Origin of the sequence: Thermotoga sp. SG1 (assembly GCF_002865985.1) — a bacterium.
Lineage (GTDB): Bacteria > Thermotogota > Thermotogae > Thermotogales > Thermotogaceae > Thermotoga.
Genome location: NZ_LNDD01000003.1, coordinates 21459 through 39785 on the forward strand (window position 1 = coordinate 21459; position 18327 = coordinate 39785).

Genomic DNA, 18327 nt, shown 5'->3' on the forward strand with positions numbered 1-18327 from the left:
CCTCCTCACCAGCCACCCATAAAGAAGTAGAGTTGCCAGTTCTTTTCGTTGAATCTGTAAGCACCTCCAACCTCTACACTTCCAAGAAGAGGAATCACAAGATCGAGTTTCACACCGGCAGAGGAGAGAAGTTTCATGTTTCCATCTTCTTCTATACCACCGTAGTCGAAGAACACACCGGTCACAACCGGCACGTTCTCTCTCTGAAGAATCCAGTTCAGATCGGCAGAGAGTTTGAACATCTTTTCGGTTTCAAAGTAATCGTATCCACGGACCGTGTAAGGCCCGGACACTTCAAGAAGTTCCGTTCCAATCTCGTTGTATACCAGCCCCCCCGTTCCTTTGAAACTCCAGTACAGGCTTTCAAAGATCGGGTAGTACGCCTCACCGGTCAGAATCCCCTTCCAGTATTTCTGGTCGTCCAGTCCGAAGAGACCTGCACGTGTTAGATCGAGCGAAAGATAATACCCTTCTGTTGGAAGAACGGCCGAGTTTTTCGTGTTGTACCTGTATTTGAAGAGTGCTGCCAGTGTTCCTTTGCTGTCTTCAACCAGTTCCTTTTCGTAGAGCGCGCCGACTCCAAAGGAGTGTCCCTTGTACGGAAGGGTGGAAACGATCCCTTTCAGGCTGACTGTGTCTGTTCCGCTGGAGGTGGCGTAATTTGTGTATCCTGCTCCAAGTTCTAGATTCATGGGAACGTCGAGTTTGATGGGAAGTTTGACCGTTCCTTCAACGCTTCTTTCGATGAATCCAAGGCTTAGGTCAATCGAGAACGACTCTCCGTACCCGAAAGAGTTCACAGCAGAGAGTTGAACGGTTCCAGAGAATCCCTGCCACCATTCACCCTCTTTTGGCATGGTCCAGCCGAGCCCGCCGATGAAGTTTCTTGTCTTCTCCGCTTCCTTCAGATCCACAACAACATCGACTTGAGTTGCGTTCTGAGAAAGTTGTGGATAGATGTTCACAGAATCAAAGTACCTGCTGTTCTGAAGGTAGGAGTACGTGAGCATGATCTCTTCTTTGTTGAGCGGTTCTCCTTCCTTTATGGTGATCAGGTTCTCCACCACGTACGGTCTGGTTCTCTTTAGCCCTTCTATTTTGACCGATCGGACGTACTTTTCATAGACATCGAACACGAGCCTGTCATCTTCCACTCTGGCCTCTATCCAGATGTACGGATAGTTGTTTCTTTCATAAAAATCCACCAGCCTGTTCATGGCAAGAAGAATCTGAGAATTCGTGTAGGTCTCATTCGGGAAGAGACCGGACGCACGGAGCAGTTCCTGATCCGTGAAGATCGTGTTTCCATGGAAGAGGATCTCTTTGAATTTTTTCTCTCCTTCGAATATTCTTCTCTGAACCACGTTGACGACCATGATGACGACGTTTTTCTCTTCGATATCCTTCACCGTCGTCTTCTTGAAATCCACGGACGTTTCCCGGGAGAAGAAGGGATAGGAGTTCAGAACGGAGATGAGTTTGTTCATTTCTGAAAGGGTAGGATAGAAGTCCTTTTTACTCATCGTGAAGAATCTGACAAGAGGAGAAGAAGCGTAGTAATCTCTCAGGGTCTTTATCTTCGCCTTCGACAGGATGGACACGATGTCCAATCCATCCGTTTCACCGTTGAACACGATGTCCCAGAGAGCGTACTCCTTTACGACTATTTTGTAAGTTCCATTCTCGAAACTTCCGTTTATCTCCACAAGAAAATACCCTGCTTCCTGGTACCTGTTTCTGATCGCCTCGAAAGTCTCCCTCAGGGAGTTCGTGTTCAACGGCTTGTCCTTCTCTATCTTCACGACTTTTTCGATTTCTTTTCGATCGACAAGGCCAGGTCCTTCCACCTCGAGCTTCCAGTCACTGACCGTGGGATTTTCTTTCAATGTTACAATGAGCCGGTATCCCACATCCGATGGTTCCAGAGACGGAGTGAGTGAGGAAAAGTAACCAAGATCGAAGATCTTCTTCAGATAATCCTGTATTTCATCCGATGTCACTTCACCAAAGAGTTTCCCGACTTTCTGGGTGATGAAGTCCGGGGTGAGGACGTTCAGCCCTTCGAATTTCACATCGGATATGTAGACTGCCATGGAAGAAACGGCAAGAAACACTATAACCAGTACTACCATGGTTTTTCTTTTCATGCTCATACCTCCCTCAGGAGATCTCCTTTGTAGGCGTGTTTGATGAAGGCTTCGTACGTCCAGGGACATTTCTCTCTGAAGATCTTTGCTATGGCAACGGCGTACTGCTGAATTTCCCACTGTGCATGTGAATCTGCCCTCAGATTCAGAAAGTTCATGAGACTTCTTGCGTTCACGGTCCAGTAAAAGCGTGTGTAGAGGTTCAGAGGGAGTATTATTCTAGCAACTTCCCTGGGAACTCCAGCTTCAATCAGTTCCATGTAAGTCTGGTAAGACTCGTTCACTACGTGCGATATTTTCTCGATGACCTTTTCGGGGTCAATTCTGGTCTGCCCAAAACGCTGTAGAGGAGGAATGTAGAACTCGTAGGTGAGCTTCGAGTATCTCCCACTCAATTCGTTGTAAGAAGCGATTCTATGCCTGAACCACTGTCTTGCAACGAATATAGGGGCTTTCACGTGAAAGGTGAAGACGATGTGTTCGAAGGGGGACTCGTGGCCGTGTCTCATGAGGTATTCAACAAGGCGCCTGTCTTTTTCTTCGTCTTTCAGTTCCATGTTGAAAGAGACTCTGGCGGCTCGAACTGCCGAAAGATCGTTTCCCAGGACGTCTATCAGTTCGACGAATCCCTTGTCGAGAACGGGTATTTTCATGACTGATCCTCCTCGATTGAAGGGTTCCTCTGATAAATACTATCATAAAAGGGCTGAGTTTCCTCAGCCCTCTTTTTTCGTCATGATTTTGACAATGGTCTTTTCAATCCGCTCCCTGTCAATCTTGTTGCCATCTTTCAGGATCTTCAAAGCAGCCTTTATCACAAGGATCCTCGGGTATTTTCCGAGCATTTCTTTGACAGGATCTTTCTTCATACTGATCACACTCCTTGACAAGAGGGATGTGTTAGAATATAATCTAGTGCGGTATGGGCTCGTAGCTCAGCTGGCAGAGCGCCCGGCTCATAACCGGGTGGTCGGGGGTTCGAATCCTCCCGAGCCCACCAGATTCAAAAAGGAGAGCACCGCTCTCCTTATTATTTTAACACACTTTTCAAAATTCTCAAGTGTGAACCAGGTTGACAAGAAAGAAGTGTGATAGTAAAATTATTGAACGGTCCTGGGCGGCGTAGCTCAGCGGCGAGAGCGGGTGATTCATAATCACCGTGTCGTGGGTTCGAGTCCCACCGCCGCCATAAAGGTCTTCGAAAAAATAGGGCCAGCGTAGCTCAACTGGTAGAGCGACTGATTTGTAATCAGTAGGTTGTGGGTTCGAGTCCCACCGCTGGCTCCAAAGGAATTCTCAGTGGTGGGGTGCCCGAGTGGCCAAAGGGGGCGGACTGTAAATCCGCTGGCAGAATGCCTTCGGAGGTTCAAATCCTCCCCCCACCACCAGATTTCTTCGAGAAAGGGTGAAACAACATGCGAGTGCTGGTAGCTTTGAAATGTTCCAAATGTGGAAACAAAAATTACTACACCACCAAGAACAAGGACAAGAGGGCAAAACTCGAACTGAGAAAGTACTGTCCGAAATGTAACTCTCACACGATTCATAACGAAACAAAAGCATAATTGCAGGGCCGTAGCTCAACTGGTAGAGCGCCGGTCTCCAAAACCGGTGGTTGCGGGTTCGAGTCCTGCCGGCCCTGCCATTTTGTGATCTGAGGGGGCATGAAAAGTGGAAAAACTTCGAAGATTCTTCAGAGAAGTGATCGCCGAGGCAAAGAAGGTTTCTTGGCCCTCCCGAAAGGAACTCCTGACTTCTTTCAGTGTTGTTCTCGTAATTCTGATAGTCACAGGGCTTTATTTTTTTGTGCTGGATTTCATATTCTCTGGTGTGGTTAGCGCCATCTTCAAAGCACTGGGCATAGGATAAGGTGATGAGTGATGAAAAAGAATTGGTACATAATAGTCACCATGTCAGGGTATGAGGAAAAGGTTAAGGAAAACATCGAAAGAAAAATAGAGGCCACAGGTATCAGGAATTTTGTTGGCCGGATAGTGGTTCCTGAAGAAGTGGTTTTGGATGCTACCAGCCCTTCTGAAAGGATCATTCTCTCCCCCAAAGCCAGGTTGCACGTTAGCAACGGCAAGGATGTGAACAAGGGAGATCTCATAGCCGAAGAACCTCCCATCTATGCGAGACGAAACGGTGTAATCATCGAAGTGAAAAACGTGAGAAAGATGGTGATAGAAACCATCGACAAAAAATACACAAAAACCTATTACATACTCGAGTCGGCCGGTATCGAAACAGGTTTGAAAGTTGGTACAAAAGTCAAACAGGGACTACCTCTCTCAAAGAACGAAGAGTACATCTGCGAACTCGATGGAAGGATAGTTGAGATAGAACGCATGAAGAAGGTGGTCGTTCAAACAGCGGAGGGAGAACAGGATGTTTACTATATTCCAAAAGATGTCTTTGACAGGACAAGAATAAAAAAAGGAAAAGAAGTGAAACAAGGAGAAATGCTTGCAGAGGCAAGAAAATTCTTTGCAAAGGTTTCTGGAAGGGTCGAAGTCGTCGATTATCCAACGAGAAAGGAGATCAGGATCTACAAAACAAAGAAGAGAAAACTCTTTCCAGGATACGTTTTCGTGGAGATGATCATGAACGATGAAGCGTACAACTTTGTCCGTTCTGTGCCTTACGTCATGGGATTTGTCAGTTCTGGGGGACAACCCATTCCCGTCAAGGATAAAGAGATAAGACCTATTCTGAGACTTGCTGGTCTTGAGGAGTACGAAGAGAAAAAGAAGCCTGTCAAGGTGGAAATGGGCTTCAAAGTAGGGGATACGGTGAAAATCATAAGCGGCCCGTTCGAAGATTTCGCTGGTGTTATCAAAGAAATAGATCCGGAAAGACAGGAACTGAAGGTCAACGTTACCATCTTTGGAAGAGAAACGCCCGTTGTACTCCACATCTCCGAAGTGGAGAAGATCGAGTGAGAGAAAACGTGGGAGGAGAGTTCCGTACCACGCATAAGGAGGTTCGGAAACATGGCGAAGAAAGTAGCGGCTCAGATCAAGTTGCAGTTACCGGCGGGGAAGGCTACGCCTGCGCCACCGGTTGGACCCGCTCTGGGACAGCACGGTGTGAACATCATGGAGTTCTGTAAGAGATTCAACGCAGAAACAGCGGACAAGGCAGGAATGATTCTTCCTGTCGTTATCACTGTGTACGAAGACAAATCGTTCACCTTCATCATCAAAACACCCCCTGCGTCTTTCCTCTTGAAGAAAGCCGCGGGCATAGAGAGTGGTTCTTCTGAGCCGAAGAGAAAAATCGTTGGTAAAGTCACCAGAAAACAGATCGAAGAGATCGCAAAAATAAAGATGCCGGACCTGAACGCCAACGACCTTGAGGCGGCCATGAGGATCATAGAAGGAACGGCTAAAAGTATGGGAATAGAAGTGGTAGACTGATGTAACGGAAAGGAGGAGGCGTAATGCCGAAGCACTCCAAAAGATATCTGGAAGCAAAAAAGCTGGTGGATCGTACAAAGTACTATGGTCTGGACGAAGCGGTGGAGCTCGTCAAGAAAACGGCCACTGCGAAATTCGATGAAACGATAGAACTTCACATCCAGACGGGAATAGATTACAGAAAGCCCGACCAGCACATAAGAGGAACCATCGTTCTTCCACACGGGACGGGAAAAGAGGTCAGGGTTCTCGTGTTTGCAAAGGGAGAAAACGCCAAAGAAGCACAGGAAGCAGGAGCAGATTACGTGGGAGCGGAAGATCTTGTGGAGAAGATAGAAAAAGAAGGATTCCTTGATTTTGATGTCGCGATAGCAACTCCAGACATGATGAGGGTGATTGGAAGACTCGGAAAGATACTCGGACCCAGGGGACTGATGCCTTCGCCAAAATCCGGGACCGTTACGAACGAGGTGGCGGAGGCTGTTAAAGAGTTCAAAAAAGGAAGGATCGAGGTCAGAACAGACAAAACAGGGAACGTTCATATACCTGTAGGAAAAAGGAGTTTCGACAATGAAAAGATCAAAGAAAACGTCATATCTGCCATCAAGCAGATTATGCAGATGAAACCGGCGGGAGTGAAGGGACAGTTTATAAGGAAAGCAGTTCTCGCTTCTACAATGGGACCAGGGATAAAATTGGATCTTCAAAGCATTTTGAAGGAGTAAGTATAAGAAGTCGATCGACGCCGTAGATGGCAGGTCCCTTTTTGGGTTAAAGATCCTGCCGGAGGCGTCCCAAAAGGGCAGAGTATGGCCTTTTTGTGGACCCTCCGGGGTCCACAAATTTTTTTTGGGAGGTGAACTCGTTGCTGACCAGACAACAAAAAGAAGCAATAGTAAAAGAGATGACCGAGATGTTCAAGAGATCATCCCTGGCACTGTTCGCAGATTTTGCAGGGTTCACCGTAGCGGATCTCACAGAGCTTCGTTCCAGGTTGAGGGAGAAGTACAACAATGGTGCCAGATTCAGAGTTGTAAAAAACACACTTCTCAACCTTTCACTGAAAGGAGCTGGGTACGAAGAATACGAGGAATTTCTCAAGGGTCCCACTGCTGTTCTCTACGTCACCGATGGTGATCCAGTAGAAGCGGTAAGGATCATCTACAACTTCTACAAGGAAAAGAACGCGGATCTCTCAAAGCTCAAAGGTGGTTTCCTTGAGGGAAGGAAGTTCTCTTCGGAAGAAGTGGAGAAGATAGCGAAGCTTCCGTCCAAAGAGGAACTCTACGCTATGCTCGTTGGTCGCGTGAAGGCGCCGATATCCGGCCTTGTCTTCGTGTTGAGTGGAATTCTGAGGAACCTTGTGCTTGTGCTCAATGCCGTTAAAGAGAAAAAATCTGAATGAGTGGAGGTGTGTAGAGATGACGATTGATGAAATCGTTGAAGCTATCGAGAAACTGACGGTTTCAGAGCTGGCAGAACTCGTTAAAAAGCTGGAGGACAAATTCGGTGTGACGGCGGCTGCTCCCGTGGCGGTTGCTGCTGCACCTGTGGCAGGTACTGCTGGAGCCGCTCAGGAAGAGAAGACAGAATTCGATGTGATCCTGAAGAGCTTCGGCCAGAACAAGGTTCAGGTGATCAAAGTTGTGAGGGAGATCACGGGTCTTGGTTTGAAAGAGGCAAAGGACCTCGTCGAAAAGGCAGGAACACCAGATGCCGTCATCAAGAGCGGTGTTTCCAAGGAAGAGGCCGAAGAGATCAAGAAGAAGCTCGAAGAAGCTGGTGCTGAGGTGGAATTGAAGTAAATTTTCGTTTGTGAAAAAAGTATGTTGCAACCCTGTACCGGGTCTTGCCGGTACAGGGTTTTTGTGTTTTAATAAAAAAAGTGCGGTACGAGTGTCTCTTCTCGCCCAACTTGCTTCTCTCTTCTCCAGCAACTGAAACCCAGGAGAAAAGACATCCTGGGGGTTTTTTACTCCACAATGAGAGGTGAGAAAATGAAAGAGATTTCCTGTGGTAGGAGAACGAGGGTTTCCTTCGGCAAAACTCATGAACCCCTACCAGTACCTGACCTTGTGGAAATTCAGAAAAGCTCCTACCAGAAGTTCCTCGAAGAAGGTCTTCTCGAGGTTCTCAAAAAGTTCTCCCCCATTTACTCACAATCGACCCGTTCAGATTTGAAAAGATCCGACAAGGGATTCGCCCTCGAGTTTGTTTCCACAAGAGTGGGAGATCCTACCGTTGATCCCCTGGAATGCAAGGCCAAGGGTTTGACCTACAGCGTTCCCGTGTACGCAACTGCTCGGCTCACAGACCTGAAAAGCGGTGAAATGAAGGAAGAAGAAGTGTTCCTGGGGTACATTCCCTACATGACGGAAAGAGGTACCTTCATAATAAACGGTGCTGAAAGGGTCGTTGTCAATCAAATAGTGGTCTCTCCAGGTCTGTACTTCTCCTCCGAATACATAGACAGAGAAGAGTACGGTGGATACTTCCTCCCCTCCCGGGGAGCATGGCTCGAGGTTATTCTCGATCCGTACGATGGTGTTCTTTACGCTGGTTTGGATGGGAAAAAGGTCAATCTCTTTCTGTTTCTGAAGACCATAGGATACGAGAAAGACGAGGATATTCTTTCACTCTATCCCACATTCCTGGATGCGGACGATGAGGATAGTCTCCTTTTACACGTTGGTTCTATCATCCTCGAAGACATCTACGACGGTGACAGAAAAATAGCGGAAAAGTGGGATATCCTCACCAAAGATCTGGCAGAAAGAATTCTGATGTCGTCCAACATAGAGCAGATCAAGATAGTTCATCCAATCGCTCAGAACACGTTCGAGAAAATGCTTGAGATTCTTTCCACCGGCGAGGAAAGTGAAACCGAGGAGGAAAGGACCAAGGTTTACGGTTTGAACGAAGTAACGGTTGTGGACGCCTACCTTGAGATCTTCAGAAGATTGAGGCCAGAAGAACTCCCAAGGATCAACGCTGCGAAAAGATATTTGCACGACCTGTTTTTCAATTCGGAAAGGTACGATCTCTCGGAAGTGGGAAGGTACAAGGTGAACGAAAGGCTGAAGAACGCTTACATACGGTACCTGATAGAGGTCGAAGGTGAAGATCCAGAAGAGGCCAGGAAGAAAACCTACAACGAAACAGCCACCATTCTGAAGCCTCTCGATGTTGTTCTCGCCTCAAGAATACTCTTCGATTACTTCGAAAGAAGATACATCAACGACTTTGAAATAGATTCCTACGAGTTGAAGAGTCTGATGAGGATATTCAAAGAGGAATATCTTTCAAAAAGAAAAACTGCGCCGTACGATCTGAGAAAGCTCATTACCACGTTCAGAAGGAATTATGATGTCACCTCGGACATAGGTGTTTTTGCAGCCATCAGATACGTTTCCAACATAAACAAAGAACTTCCATCGATCCCCTTCGACACGAAGGATCATCTCGGAAATAAGCGAGTCAGATCGGTGGGAGAACTTGTGCAGAGGGAGTTTGAAAGACTCTTTGCTCGAGCGCAAAAGGCCATACAGGAAAGACTCACCCTGATAAATTCTCTGAGTAAGGTCTCCATACAGAGTTTGATAAACATCAAGTCCATCATTTCAACGGTCAACCAGTTTTTCGCCATGAATCAGCTCTCCCAGTTCATGGACCAGGTGAACCCACTCTCAGAACTCACCCACAAGAGAAGGGTGTCAGCAGTCGGCCCAGGTGGCCTGAGAAGAGAATCGAAAGTTTTCGAAGCAAGAAACGTTCACTACTCACAGTACGGAAGGTTGTGTCCCATTGAAACTCCTGAAGGCGCGAACATAGGATTCATCACATCACTTGCGATATATGCCAAAGTGGACGAATACGGTTTCTTGATGACACCTTACAGAAAAGTGGTCAACGGTAAGGTGACAGACGAGATAGTCTATCTGAGAGCGAACGAGGAGGAAGAGTACAAGATAGTTCCTGCCACTACACCTGTGGACGAAGAAGGTAACATCGTTCCTGAAAGAGTTGTGGCACGTATGGGTGAAGACATCAGGCTTGTTCCCAGAGAAGAAGTGGACCTTATGGACGTTTCCACGAAGCAACCGTTCAGCGTTTCCGCTTCTCTCATACCCTTCCTCGAACACGATGATGCCAGCAGGGCTCTCATGGGTTCCAACATGCAGAGGCAGGCCGTTCCCCTTTTGAAAACGGAAGCACCACTCGTTGGAACAGGTATGGAATGGGAGGCGGCGAAGAACTCTGGTTATGTTGTTCTGGCACGGCACGATGGGATCGTAAAAGAAGTGGATGCGTCCAAAATCGTCATTCATCGAACCGACGAAAACGGAAATCCCATGTACGATGAAGATGGAAAACCCGTTTTGGACGAGTACAGGTTGTTGAAGTTCGTGAGGTCCAACCAGGATACAACCATAAACCAGAAACCCATTGTGAACGAGGGGGATCTCATCAAAAAGGGTGATCCAATAGCCGATGGTCCTGCAACGGATATGGGTGAACTCGCCCTTGGAAGGAACATACTCGTTGCTTTCATGCCGTGGGAAGGTTACAACTACGAGGACGCCATTCTGGTCAGCCAGGAACTCCTCGAAGAGGATGTCTTCACATCTGTTCACATAGAGGTCTATGAGACACAGGCTAGAGAAACGAGGTTGGGACCTGAGGAGATCACTGCAGACATTCCGAACGTGAGCAAAGAACTCCTCAAGAATCTCGACGAGAACGGAATCATAAGAGTGGGAGCCTACGTTGTGAGTGACTACGGGGTGGGTTCTCAGGCCATTCTAGTTGGAAAGGTGACTCCCAAGGGAGAGGGAGACACCACCCCAGAGGAGAAGATCATCAGATCGGTCTTTGGAGAGAGGGGTCGAGATGTCAAAGATACTTCCCTGAGGCTTCCACACGGTGTTGAAGGAAGAGTCATAAGGGTGGACGTGTACGATCAGAACGATATAGCGGACTTGGGATCCGGTGTTTTGAAACTGGTCAGGGTTTATGTGGCAACCAGAAAAACTCTGGACATAGGTGACAAACTAGCAGGACGTCACGGAAACAAGGGAGTTGTTTCCAACATTCTTCCAAAGGAAGACATGCCGTTTCTGCCCGATGGGACACCGGTTCAGATGGTTTTGAACCCGCTTGGTATTCCATCCCGTATGAACGTTGGTCAGATCCTCGAAACACACCTTGGATGGCTTGCAAAACTGACGGGCAAGTGGTTCGCAACACCCGTTTTCGAAGGTGCAAAAGAAGATGAAATTCTGAAACCACTGTTCGAAGAAAGGAAGAAGAGAGGACTCCACCTTGGAGACGACGAAAACAACCCGACTGGAAAGGTGATTCTCAGAGACGGAAGAACAGGAGAGCCCTTCGACAATCCCGTTGTGGTCGGTTACATGTACATGTTGAAACTCGTTCACATAGCAAAGGAAAAGATACATGCAAGATCCACAGGGCCCTACTCTCTGATCCATCAGCAACCCCTCGGAGGAAAATCCCACTTTGGTGGTCAGAGGCTTGGAGAGATGGAGGTCTGGGCTCTGGAGGCATATGGAGCAGCACACACCCTTGCGGAGATGCTCACGATAAAGTCCGATGATATCAAGGGAAGGAACGAAACCTACAAGGCCATACTCAAAAACATGAACATACCCGAACCGGGTGTTCCTGAGAGTTTCAGGGTTCTCATCAAAGAACTCAGAGGGCTCGCCCTTGATGTGAGGCTCTACGATGAGAATGGTAACGAGATAGATATCGATAAGTACTGATCGGGAGGGTGATAGGATGCCCATGTCTACTTTCAAGAGGAAAATAAAGGCAATACAGATAAAGATAGCCTCCCCGGATGTGATAAGAAGTTGGTCCGGTGGAGAGGTGAAGAAGCCGGAAACTATAAACTACAGAACGTTCAAGCCCGAGCGCGACGGACTCTTTTGCGAGAGGATCTTCGGTCCTGTGAAGGATTACGAGTGTGCTTGTGGAAAGTACAAGGGAAAGAAGTACGAAGGAACCGTCTGTGAAAGGTGTGGTGTCAGGGTTGAATCCAGAGAGGCCAGAAGAAAGAGAATGGGTCACATAGAACTGGCAGCACCCGCAGTGCATATCTGGTATCTGGAAAGCATTCCGAGTGTCCTTGGAACTCTTTTGAACATGAACGTCTCTGACCTTGAGAACATCATCTACTATGGAAGCCGCCGTGTGATAGAGAGGGCGTTCATCGTCACCGATCCAAAGGATACACCCTTTGCACAGGGCGATATCATCTATGAAACCGAATACAGGATCTACAGAAAGAAGTGGGACTTTGAGGTCGAGCAGGCGTTCATTGTGAAAAATCCCAGATCTCCTGTTCTCTCAGACATAGACGGCGAAGTAATTTTGAGAACAGAAAAAACCGTCACCGGAAGAGAAATCACATGGATCATAGTAAGAAACGTGAACAGAGCAGAACACACGGTCCTTCCAGGCATGATAATCACGGTGAAAGATGGACAGGAAGTGGAAAAGGGTCAAGATCTAACCAAAGAGATGAACGTCGATCCCATGTATGCTCCTTTTGACGGACACGTGGAAATCGATGAGGTTTCGAACACGATCACGGTGAAGCCCCTCACAACGAGCAAGGATCAACCCGTTGTGTTCACCGTACCGTACGGAGCAAGGGTGCTCGTCTCAAACGGTCAGAAGGTGAAAAAAGGTGACCAGCTCACCACTTCCACCACCCTCCCGGCGGTCAAGGCGAGTATATCCGGAAGAGTGAAATTTGGTTCCAACCTCAACGTGAGGGCACTGGAAGATGGAAACTTTGAGGTTCTCTCGTCTGGCAACGTGTACATCGAACAGGTGATAGAAGAAAGGAAGTATCCCGTTTTCGAAGGAGCCCTTGTTTACGTGAACAACGGCGACCAGGTGAAGAAAGGAGATCACCTGGCTGACAGGTTCCTTTTCGAGGAAGAATACCTCTCCTCCACAGAGTACAAGATATTTGAATCGCACTATCCAACCATGTTCGATGTAGAAGAAAGAACGGAAAACGACAGGCCAATTGTGGTTATAACGGATATAGATCCCGAGGTCTCGAAAGAGACGGGTCTGAAGATGGGAGATATCATCACCGAGAACGAGTACGAAGCGTACCTTCAGATCTATCCAGAGAAAATAGTGGCGGATGCCGGTGCCCAGGCGATAAAGAAACTGCTTCAGAATCTGGATCTGGAAGAGTTGAGAGCAGAACTTGAGGCTGAGCTCAAGAAATTGCCCGCTTCCAGTTCGAAGGCGATGAAGTTGAGAAGAAGACTGAAGATGGTAAAGGACTTCATCAAATCAGGCAACAAACCCGAGTGGATGGTACTCGAAGTTGTACCTGTGATTCCTCCAGATCTCAGACCTATGATCCAGATCGAGGGAGGAAGGTTTGCTACAACGGACCTCAACGAGCTTTACAGAAGGTTGATCAACCGAAACAACAGGCTCAAGAAGTTACTGGAACTTGGTGCACCTGAGATCATTCTGAGGAACGAAAAGAGAATGCTACAGGAAGCGGTTGACGCCCTCATACACAACGGATCCGATTCTGAAGGCAAAAGGAGCCGAAGAGCTGTTCTGAAAGACAGGAATGGAAGACCATTGAAATCTCTCACCGACCTTCTGAAAGGAAAGAAAGGGAGATTCAGAAGGAATCTTCTTGGAAAAAGGGTGGATTATTCTGGAAGGGCGGTCATCGTTGTTGGTCCACATCTGAAGATCCACCAGTGTGGTATACCAAAGAAGATGGCGATGGAGCTCTTCAAACCGTTTGTTCTGGCAAAGCTTCTGGGAGAGGGTAGCACCAGCAAAACGATGAGGAAGGTCAAGAAGGCGATCATAGAAAAAGAAATGCCCGAGGCATGGGAAGTTCTCGAAGAGGTGATAAAGGGTAGCGTGGTTCTTCTCAACAGGGCTCCCACGCTTCACAGAATGTCCATACAGGCGTTCGAACCAAAACTGGTGGAAGGAAACGCCATACAACTTCATCCGGTGGTCTGTCCACCGTTCAACGCGGACTTCGACGGTGACCAGATGGCCGTTCATGTACCACTCTCAGCCGCTGCACAGGCTGAGGCAAGGTTCCTCATGCTCTCAAGGTACAACATAATCTCACCGGCGCACGGAAAACCAATTTCTCTTCCAACACAGGATATCATCATCGGGTCTTACTACCTCACAACGGTCGGAAAAGACTTCGACTCTTTGAAGGAAGAAGACATCAGGTGGAGGTTCTCTTCACCTGAAGAGGCAATGTTGGCGTATCACCTCGGATACATAAAACTTCACACACCGATTCTCATAAAGGTCAACATAAAAGGAGAAGAAAGGAGAATAAAGACAACCCTTGGAAGGGTCATCTTCAACAATATTCTTCCGGAAGATTTGAGAGACTACAGCAGAATATTCGACAAGAAACAGATAAACGCCCTCGTTTATGAAACCTTCAAGAGATACGGTATAGACAGGGCGGCAGATCTTCTCGACGATGTAAAGGATCTCGGCTTCCACTACGCAACAGTATCTGGTCTTACGCTTTCACTCAAGGATTTGAAAATACCACCAGAACGTGACGAGATCCTGAAGAGGACCTGGGAAAAAGTAAGAATCATCGAAGAAAACTACGAAAGAGGTTTCCTGACGGAAGAACAGAGAAAGAGCGAGATCATAAGGCTCTGGATGAACGTCACAGAAGAAATCACAGAGCTCACCTCCAGGACCCTCGCGGAAGATCCATTCAATCCCATCTACATGATGGTGAACTCCGGTGCGAGGGGTAACATCGATCAGGTGAAACAGCTTGCAGGTATCAGGGGATTGATGATCAAAGCATACGATCCAAGGTCGAGGGAGATAAAGTCGAAAATCTTCAAAGGTCAGGCGATACACGAAGCACTCACCTTCGATTACCCGGTTGACAAGAACCTCAGGGAAGGGGTTGACATCCTCCAGTTCTTCATATCCACCTACGGTGCAAGGAAGGGTCAGGTCGACACTGCCATGAACACGTCCTTTGCCGGGTACCTGACAAGGCGTCTGGTGGACGTGGCACAGAGCGTCACAGTGACAGAACCCGATTGTGGCACACACGAAGGAATCAGAGCCATGGATCTGATAAAGGATGGTACGGTTGTGGAGAAAATGAACGAGTTCCTCTTCGGAAGGGTGCTTGCAAACGATGTACTTGATCCAGAGACGAAGGAAGTTCTGAAGAACCCCGAAACGGGGAAGGAATACACGAGAAACACGATGCTCACAGACGACGACGCCAACTTCCTTGCCTCTTACAAGAAGATGGTTGATGTTGTGAAATACGATGAAATAGACATAACCGAACTTTCGCTTCCGAACATGTACACGGAGATCGCAGAACCTGTTGGAGACTACGAAGAAGGAACCGAACTCACCTGGGACGTGGTGAAAGCTGCCAGGAACGAAGGAAAGTACAGAATAAAGGTGAAGATGTACCCGGTTGTTGGAACGGTCTACGCCGACGAACAACCTCTTTATGACAAGAAAGGAGAAAGAGAACTTCTCGTCTACCAGGAAGTCATAAACGAAGTGGTGGCAAAACTTCTCGAAGAAAACGGTGTTGAAAAGGTTCTGGTGCGGCCTGATATCGTTGTGAGATCTCCTCTCACGTGTGAATCCGAATACGGAGTGTGTGCTGCATGTTACGGAATGGACCTTTCCAATCACAAGATAGTGAACGTCGGTGAGGCGGTGGGAATTGTCGCAGCACAATCCATAGGGGAACCGGGAACACAGCTCACCATGAGAACGTTCCACGTCGGAGGAGTCATGGGTGCCAGTGACATAGTGAGTGGTCTCACGACGGTGGAGAAGACCTTTGAACCTTACGCTTTCCTGAGAGAAGAAAAAAGCGGCGGCAAGAAAGAGATCAGAAAGTACTACGGATCTGAAGCGATTCTTTGTGAAGTAGATGGATTCGTAAAGGACATCACGACCGATGAAACGGGAAGGACGGTTATCTACATAGAAGACTACGCCGGTGGAATCCACGCTTACAGGATACCCAAGAGAGCGAAAGTGAAGGTCAAAAAGGGTCAGAAGGTTCTGAGGGGTGACACGCTGACAACCGGTGCCATCGTGTGGTGGAAACTGCTCGAACTTGAGTCGGAAAAGGGTGTCCTTACAGCCATGAATCTCTTGAAGATCATAAAGAACGCCTACGTGCAGCAGGGTGTCAGCATACACGATAAACACTTCGAGATCATCTTCAGGCAGATGCTCAGTATGGCCCTCGTTATCGATCCAGGTGACAGCGATTATCTACCGGATCAGCTGGTACCACTTGTGGACATAAAGAGAACGAACAGAGAGATACTGGAAGGTAACGCCAGGGTTGAGGAGAACAGAAAGTGGGTTATCGGAAAAACACTCGCAAAGAGAGTCATCACCGAAACGGACGAGGGTGAACTCGTGGAACTTGCACAGAAAGGAGAAGAGGTGACAGAAGAACTTCTGAAGAAGTTCATAGAGGCGGGCATAAAGGAAATCGACGTCGTCGAAAAAGACAGAGTGGTAACATACCAGATCCTTCCAAAAGAGCCAATAAAATACAAGAGAAGACTCCTTTCGCTCAAGAAAGCTGCTTTGAACTATCCTGGATGGCTCAGTGCGGCAGCGTTCGAAGAAACCGCCTGGGTCCTGACGGCAGCGGCGATAGAAGGAAAAGTGGATCCTCTCATCGGTTTGAAAGAGAACGTGATCGTTGGACAGCTCATACCCGCTGGGACTGGACTGGACGTATTCGCAGGCATCCAAGTGGAGGAGACACCAAGGGCGGCAGCAGAAGAGAAACTCGCATAAAAAAAGAAGGGGCTCCGAACGGAGCCCCTTTTTATTTATTCTTCTGATTTCCAGAGGATGTAGTAGTCGTCTCCTGGTCTCATCGGATTGTGGTACCATCCCTTGACCCAGCTTCTCTGGACCCTCACGCCGAGCGGCTGATAGAGAGGCATACCGAGGGCGTACTTCATGGCAAATCTCTGAATCTGTTCATAGAGAGCCTGTCTTTCGGCGGGATCTGTCTTTGCGATGGCTTCTTCTATGAGTTCGTCGAGGCTTCTTCCGCCAAGATCAGGATGCGGTGTGGAGACGAATTTTCTGAAGTTTTCACCCTGTCTTCCGGAGTACACACCGGCACTGTGATAGTAGGTGAATATGAAGTTGTGAGGATCTGGATAGTCCGCAAGCCATCCTATGATGAAGACGGGTACTTCTCCTCTCTTGGTCGCGTCAAGGTACGTTGGCCACTGAACACCCCTTACTTCGACTTTGAATTTCGGGTTGATCGTTTCTATATAGGATTTCAGCATCTCCGCGGCTACTCTTCGCACTTCGTTACCCGTGTTGTAGAGTATTGTGAGTTTGAATCCTTTCTTCCAGACTTCACCGTTCCATGCCTTTTTGAAGTACTCCGTTGCCTTCACGATGTCGAAGCGAGGAGCGTTCGGATCGTTGAGGAGTTCTTCGTTGAAGCCAAGAAGCCCCTCAGGAAGATCTGTTGGTATCTTTCTACCAAGGCCCTTCAGAACTTCATTTATAAAGGTGTCGTAGTCGAAGGCGTAAATGAAGGCCTTTCTCACGTTCACATCGCTGAAGAAGTCGGGTGGTATTCCGTTTCCATCGAGTTTTCCAGAGCCTATGTACTTGCTATTTTCGGGCACATTCCATGCGAAGTGAAGGGAAGTGACAGCAAGTTCAGGAAGGCCCTTTATCACGGTGATACCGGGTTTTCCTTCCACCTGCTCGAGGTACTGCGTTGGAACAGCACAGATATCTGCGTCTCCCTGAAGGAGCATCTCTCTTCTCGTGCTCCACTCGTCGATTCCCCAGATGATGACTCTCTGGACCTTTGCAGGTTCTCTCCAGTAGTTGTCGTTTCTTTCGAGGATGACCTTCTGCTGCGTTCTGTCCCATTCCACGAACCTGAACGGTCCTGTTCCGTTCATCCTTGCATAGAGTGGAGAGTCTTCTTTTCTTATATCGTGGTATTTCCACCATCCATCAGCTTTTCCATCCCAACATCCTATCTCTATACTCCATTCTTTATCGAGTACAGCACTCCAGCTGGCGCTCTGGGCGAGTATGTACATGAAGGGTGCAAAGGGCCTCACAAGGTGGAACACAACGGCGTCACCTTCAACTTCGATGGCGGGGTCGATGTAGTCCGTGTAGATCTTTATCAGGGCGTCCCTGTACTCTGGAAGTGGTTCTCCGTTTTCATCGAAGAGTTCACTGTAAGACTTCCCAATCTTTTCCTCGACGAAGGTTTCGAGAGAATCAACTCCAAAGAGCGCTTCCCAGAGCATCCACATGGGACCAGCCGTTGGATCGAAGATGAGACCTCTTTCGAAGCTGTATTCCACGTCTTCGGGTGTGAGATCTCCACCTTCGTGGAACTTCACGCCCTTTCTGATGTAAAACTTGTAGGTCTTCCCATCGTCCAGTATCTCCCACTTTTCTGCAAGACGCGGTTCAAACTCGGTGAGGCTTTCACCTTTGTAGGCAATCAAGTTCTCGTAGACGTTGTAGATGACCTCACCGCTGGCTGTGTCGTACGCGTAGTGTGGGTCGAGAGTGTCAGGTTCTCCGATGGTGACGTCGATGATGGTGTCGGGATTCTTCACCGCAGCCCATGCCACGACGGCAACCACCGCTAAAAGGACCGCAAGCAACTTTCGCATACACGA

13 protein-coding genes and 5 tRNA genes are annotated in these 18327 nt (G+C 48.0%); 14 read left to right on the forward strand and 4 right to left on the reverse strand.

Going from position 1 to position 18327, the window contains the following annotated elements; genetic code table 11:
• Positions 1-5: 5 nt before the first annotated feature.
• From AS006_RS02965 to AS006_RS09495, 3 genes are all read right to left on the reverse strand, one after another.
• A complete protein-coding gene (locus tag AS006_RS02965; RefSeq protein WP_199167324.1) occupies positions 6-2153 on the reverse strand; it encodes an outer membrane protein assembly factor in 2148 nt (715 codons plus the stop codon).
• Complete coding sequence (gene thyX / locus AS006_RS02970; RefSeq protein WP_101512896.1) at positions 2150-2800, reverse strand: FAD-dependent thymidylate synthase; 651 nt, start codon at positions 2798-2800, stop codon at positions 2150-2152. The genes AS006_RS02965 and thyX overlap by 4 nt, the downstream gene beginning before the upstream one ends.
• Before the next feature lie 63 nt (positions 2801-2863).
• Positions 2864-3016: a hypothetical protein gene (locus tag AS006_RS09495; protein WP_015918734.1), complete on the reverse strand. Its 153-nt coding sequence runs from the start codon at positions 3014-3016 to the stop codon at positions 2864-2866.
• A gap of 55 nt (positions 3017-3071) precedes the next feature.
• On the opposite strand from AS006_RS09495, the gene AS006_RS02975 reads away from it, so the two are divergent.
• From AS006_RS02975 to rpoC, 14 genes are all read left to right on the forward strand, one after another.
• Positions 3072-3147 (forward strand) — tRNA-Met (locus AS006_RS02975).
• Positions 3148-3263: 116 nt separating this feature from the next.
• Positions 3264-3336: transfer RNA gene (locus AS006_RS02980), tRNA-Met, on the forward strand.
• A 22-nt stretch (positions 3337-3358) separates the two neighbouring features.
• Positions 3359-3434, forward strand: a tRNA-Thr gene (locus tag AS006_RS02985).
• 14 nt (positions 3435-3448) lie between these two features.
• Positions 3449-3535: transfer RNA gene (locus tag AS006_RS02990), tRNA-Tyr, on the forward strand.
• 27 nt (positions 3536-3562) lie between these two features.
• Positions 3563-3712, forward strand: a complete 150-nt coding sequence (gene rpmG, locus AS006_RS02995) for a 50S ribosomal protein L33 (RefSeq protein WP_101512897.1) — start codon at positions 3563-3565, stop codon at positions 3710-3712.
• A gap of 4 nt (positions 3713-3716) precedes the next feature.
• A tRNA-Trp gene (locus AS006_RS03000) sits at positions 3717-3792 on the forward strand.
• A 26-nt stretch (positions 3793-3818) separates the two neighbouring features.
• Complete coding sequence (gene secE, locus AS006_RS03005) at positions 3819-4016, forward strand: preprotein translocase subunit SecE (RefSeq protein ID WP_101512898.1); 198 nt, start codon at positions 3819-3821, stop codon at positions 4014-4016.
• Positions 4017-4027: 11 nt separating this feature from the next.
• Positions 4028-5089 (forward strand): transcription termination/antitermination protein NusG, encoded by a 1062-nt coding sequence (gene nusG, locus AS006_RS03010; protein ID WP_199167326.1) that lies wholly within the window; start codon positions 4028-4030, stop codon positions 5087-5089.
• A gap of 51 nt (positions 5090-5140) precedes the next feature.
• The gene (rplK, locus tag AS006_RS03015) at positions 5141-5566 is read left to right on the forward strand and encodes a 50S ribosomal protein L11 (RefSeq protein WP_101512900.1); all 426 of its coding nucleotides are present in this window, start codon (positions 5141-5143) and stop codon (positions 5564-5566) included.
• Between the two features lie 23 nt (positions 5567-5589).
• Positions 5590-6291 (forward strand): 50S ribosomal protein L1, encoded by a 702-nt coding sequence (gene rplA / locus AS006_RS03020; protein WP_101512901.1) that lies wholly within the window; start codon positions 5590-5592, stop codon positions 6289-6291.
• Between the two features lie 140 nt (positions 6292-6431).
• Positions 6432-6971 carry a 50S ribosomal protein L10 gene (rplJ, locus tag AS006_RS03025; protein WP_101512902.1) on the forward strand — a complete coding sequence of 180 codons (540 nt, stop codon included), beginning with the start codon at positions 6432-6434 and terminating at the stop codon, positions 6969-6971.
• 16 nt (positions 6972-6987) lie between these two features.
• Positions 6988-7371, forward strand: coding sequence for a 50S ribosomal protein L7/L12 (rplL, locus tag AS006_RS03030; RefSeq protein WP_101512903.1), 384 nt, complete (start codon positions 6988-6990; stop codon positions 7369-7371).
• A 192-nt stretch (positions 7372-7563) separates the two neighbouring features.
• Positions 7564-11352 carry a DNA-directed RNA polymerase subunit beta gene (locus AS006_RS03035; protein ID WP_101513313.1) on the forward strand — a complete coding sequence of 1263 codons (3789 nt, stop codon included), beginning with the start codon at positions 7564-7566 and terminating at the stop codon, positions 11350-11352.
• A 16-nt stretch (positions 11353-11368) separates the two neighbouring features.
• Positions 11369-16441 (forward strand): DNA-directed RNA polymerase subunit beta', encoded by a 5073-nt coding sequence (gene rpoC, locus AS006_RS03040; protein WP_101512904.1) that lies wholly within the window; start codon positions 11369-11371, stop codon positions 16439-16441.
• 35 nt (positions 16442-16476) lie between these two features.
• Here the strand turns inward: rpoC and AS006_RS03045 are convergent, their stop codons facing one another.
• Positions 16477-18321, reverse strand: a complete 1845-nt coding sequence (locus tag AS006_RS03045) for an ABC transporter substrate-binding protein (RefSeq protein WP_101512905.1) — start codon at positions 18319-18321, stop codon at positions 16477-16479.
• Positions 18322-18327 lie beyond the last annotated feature (6 nt).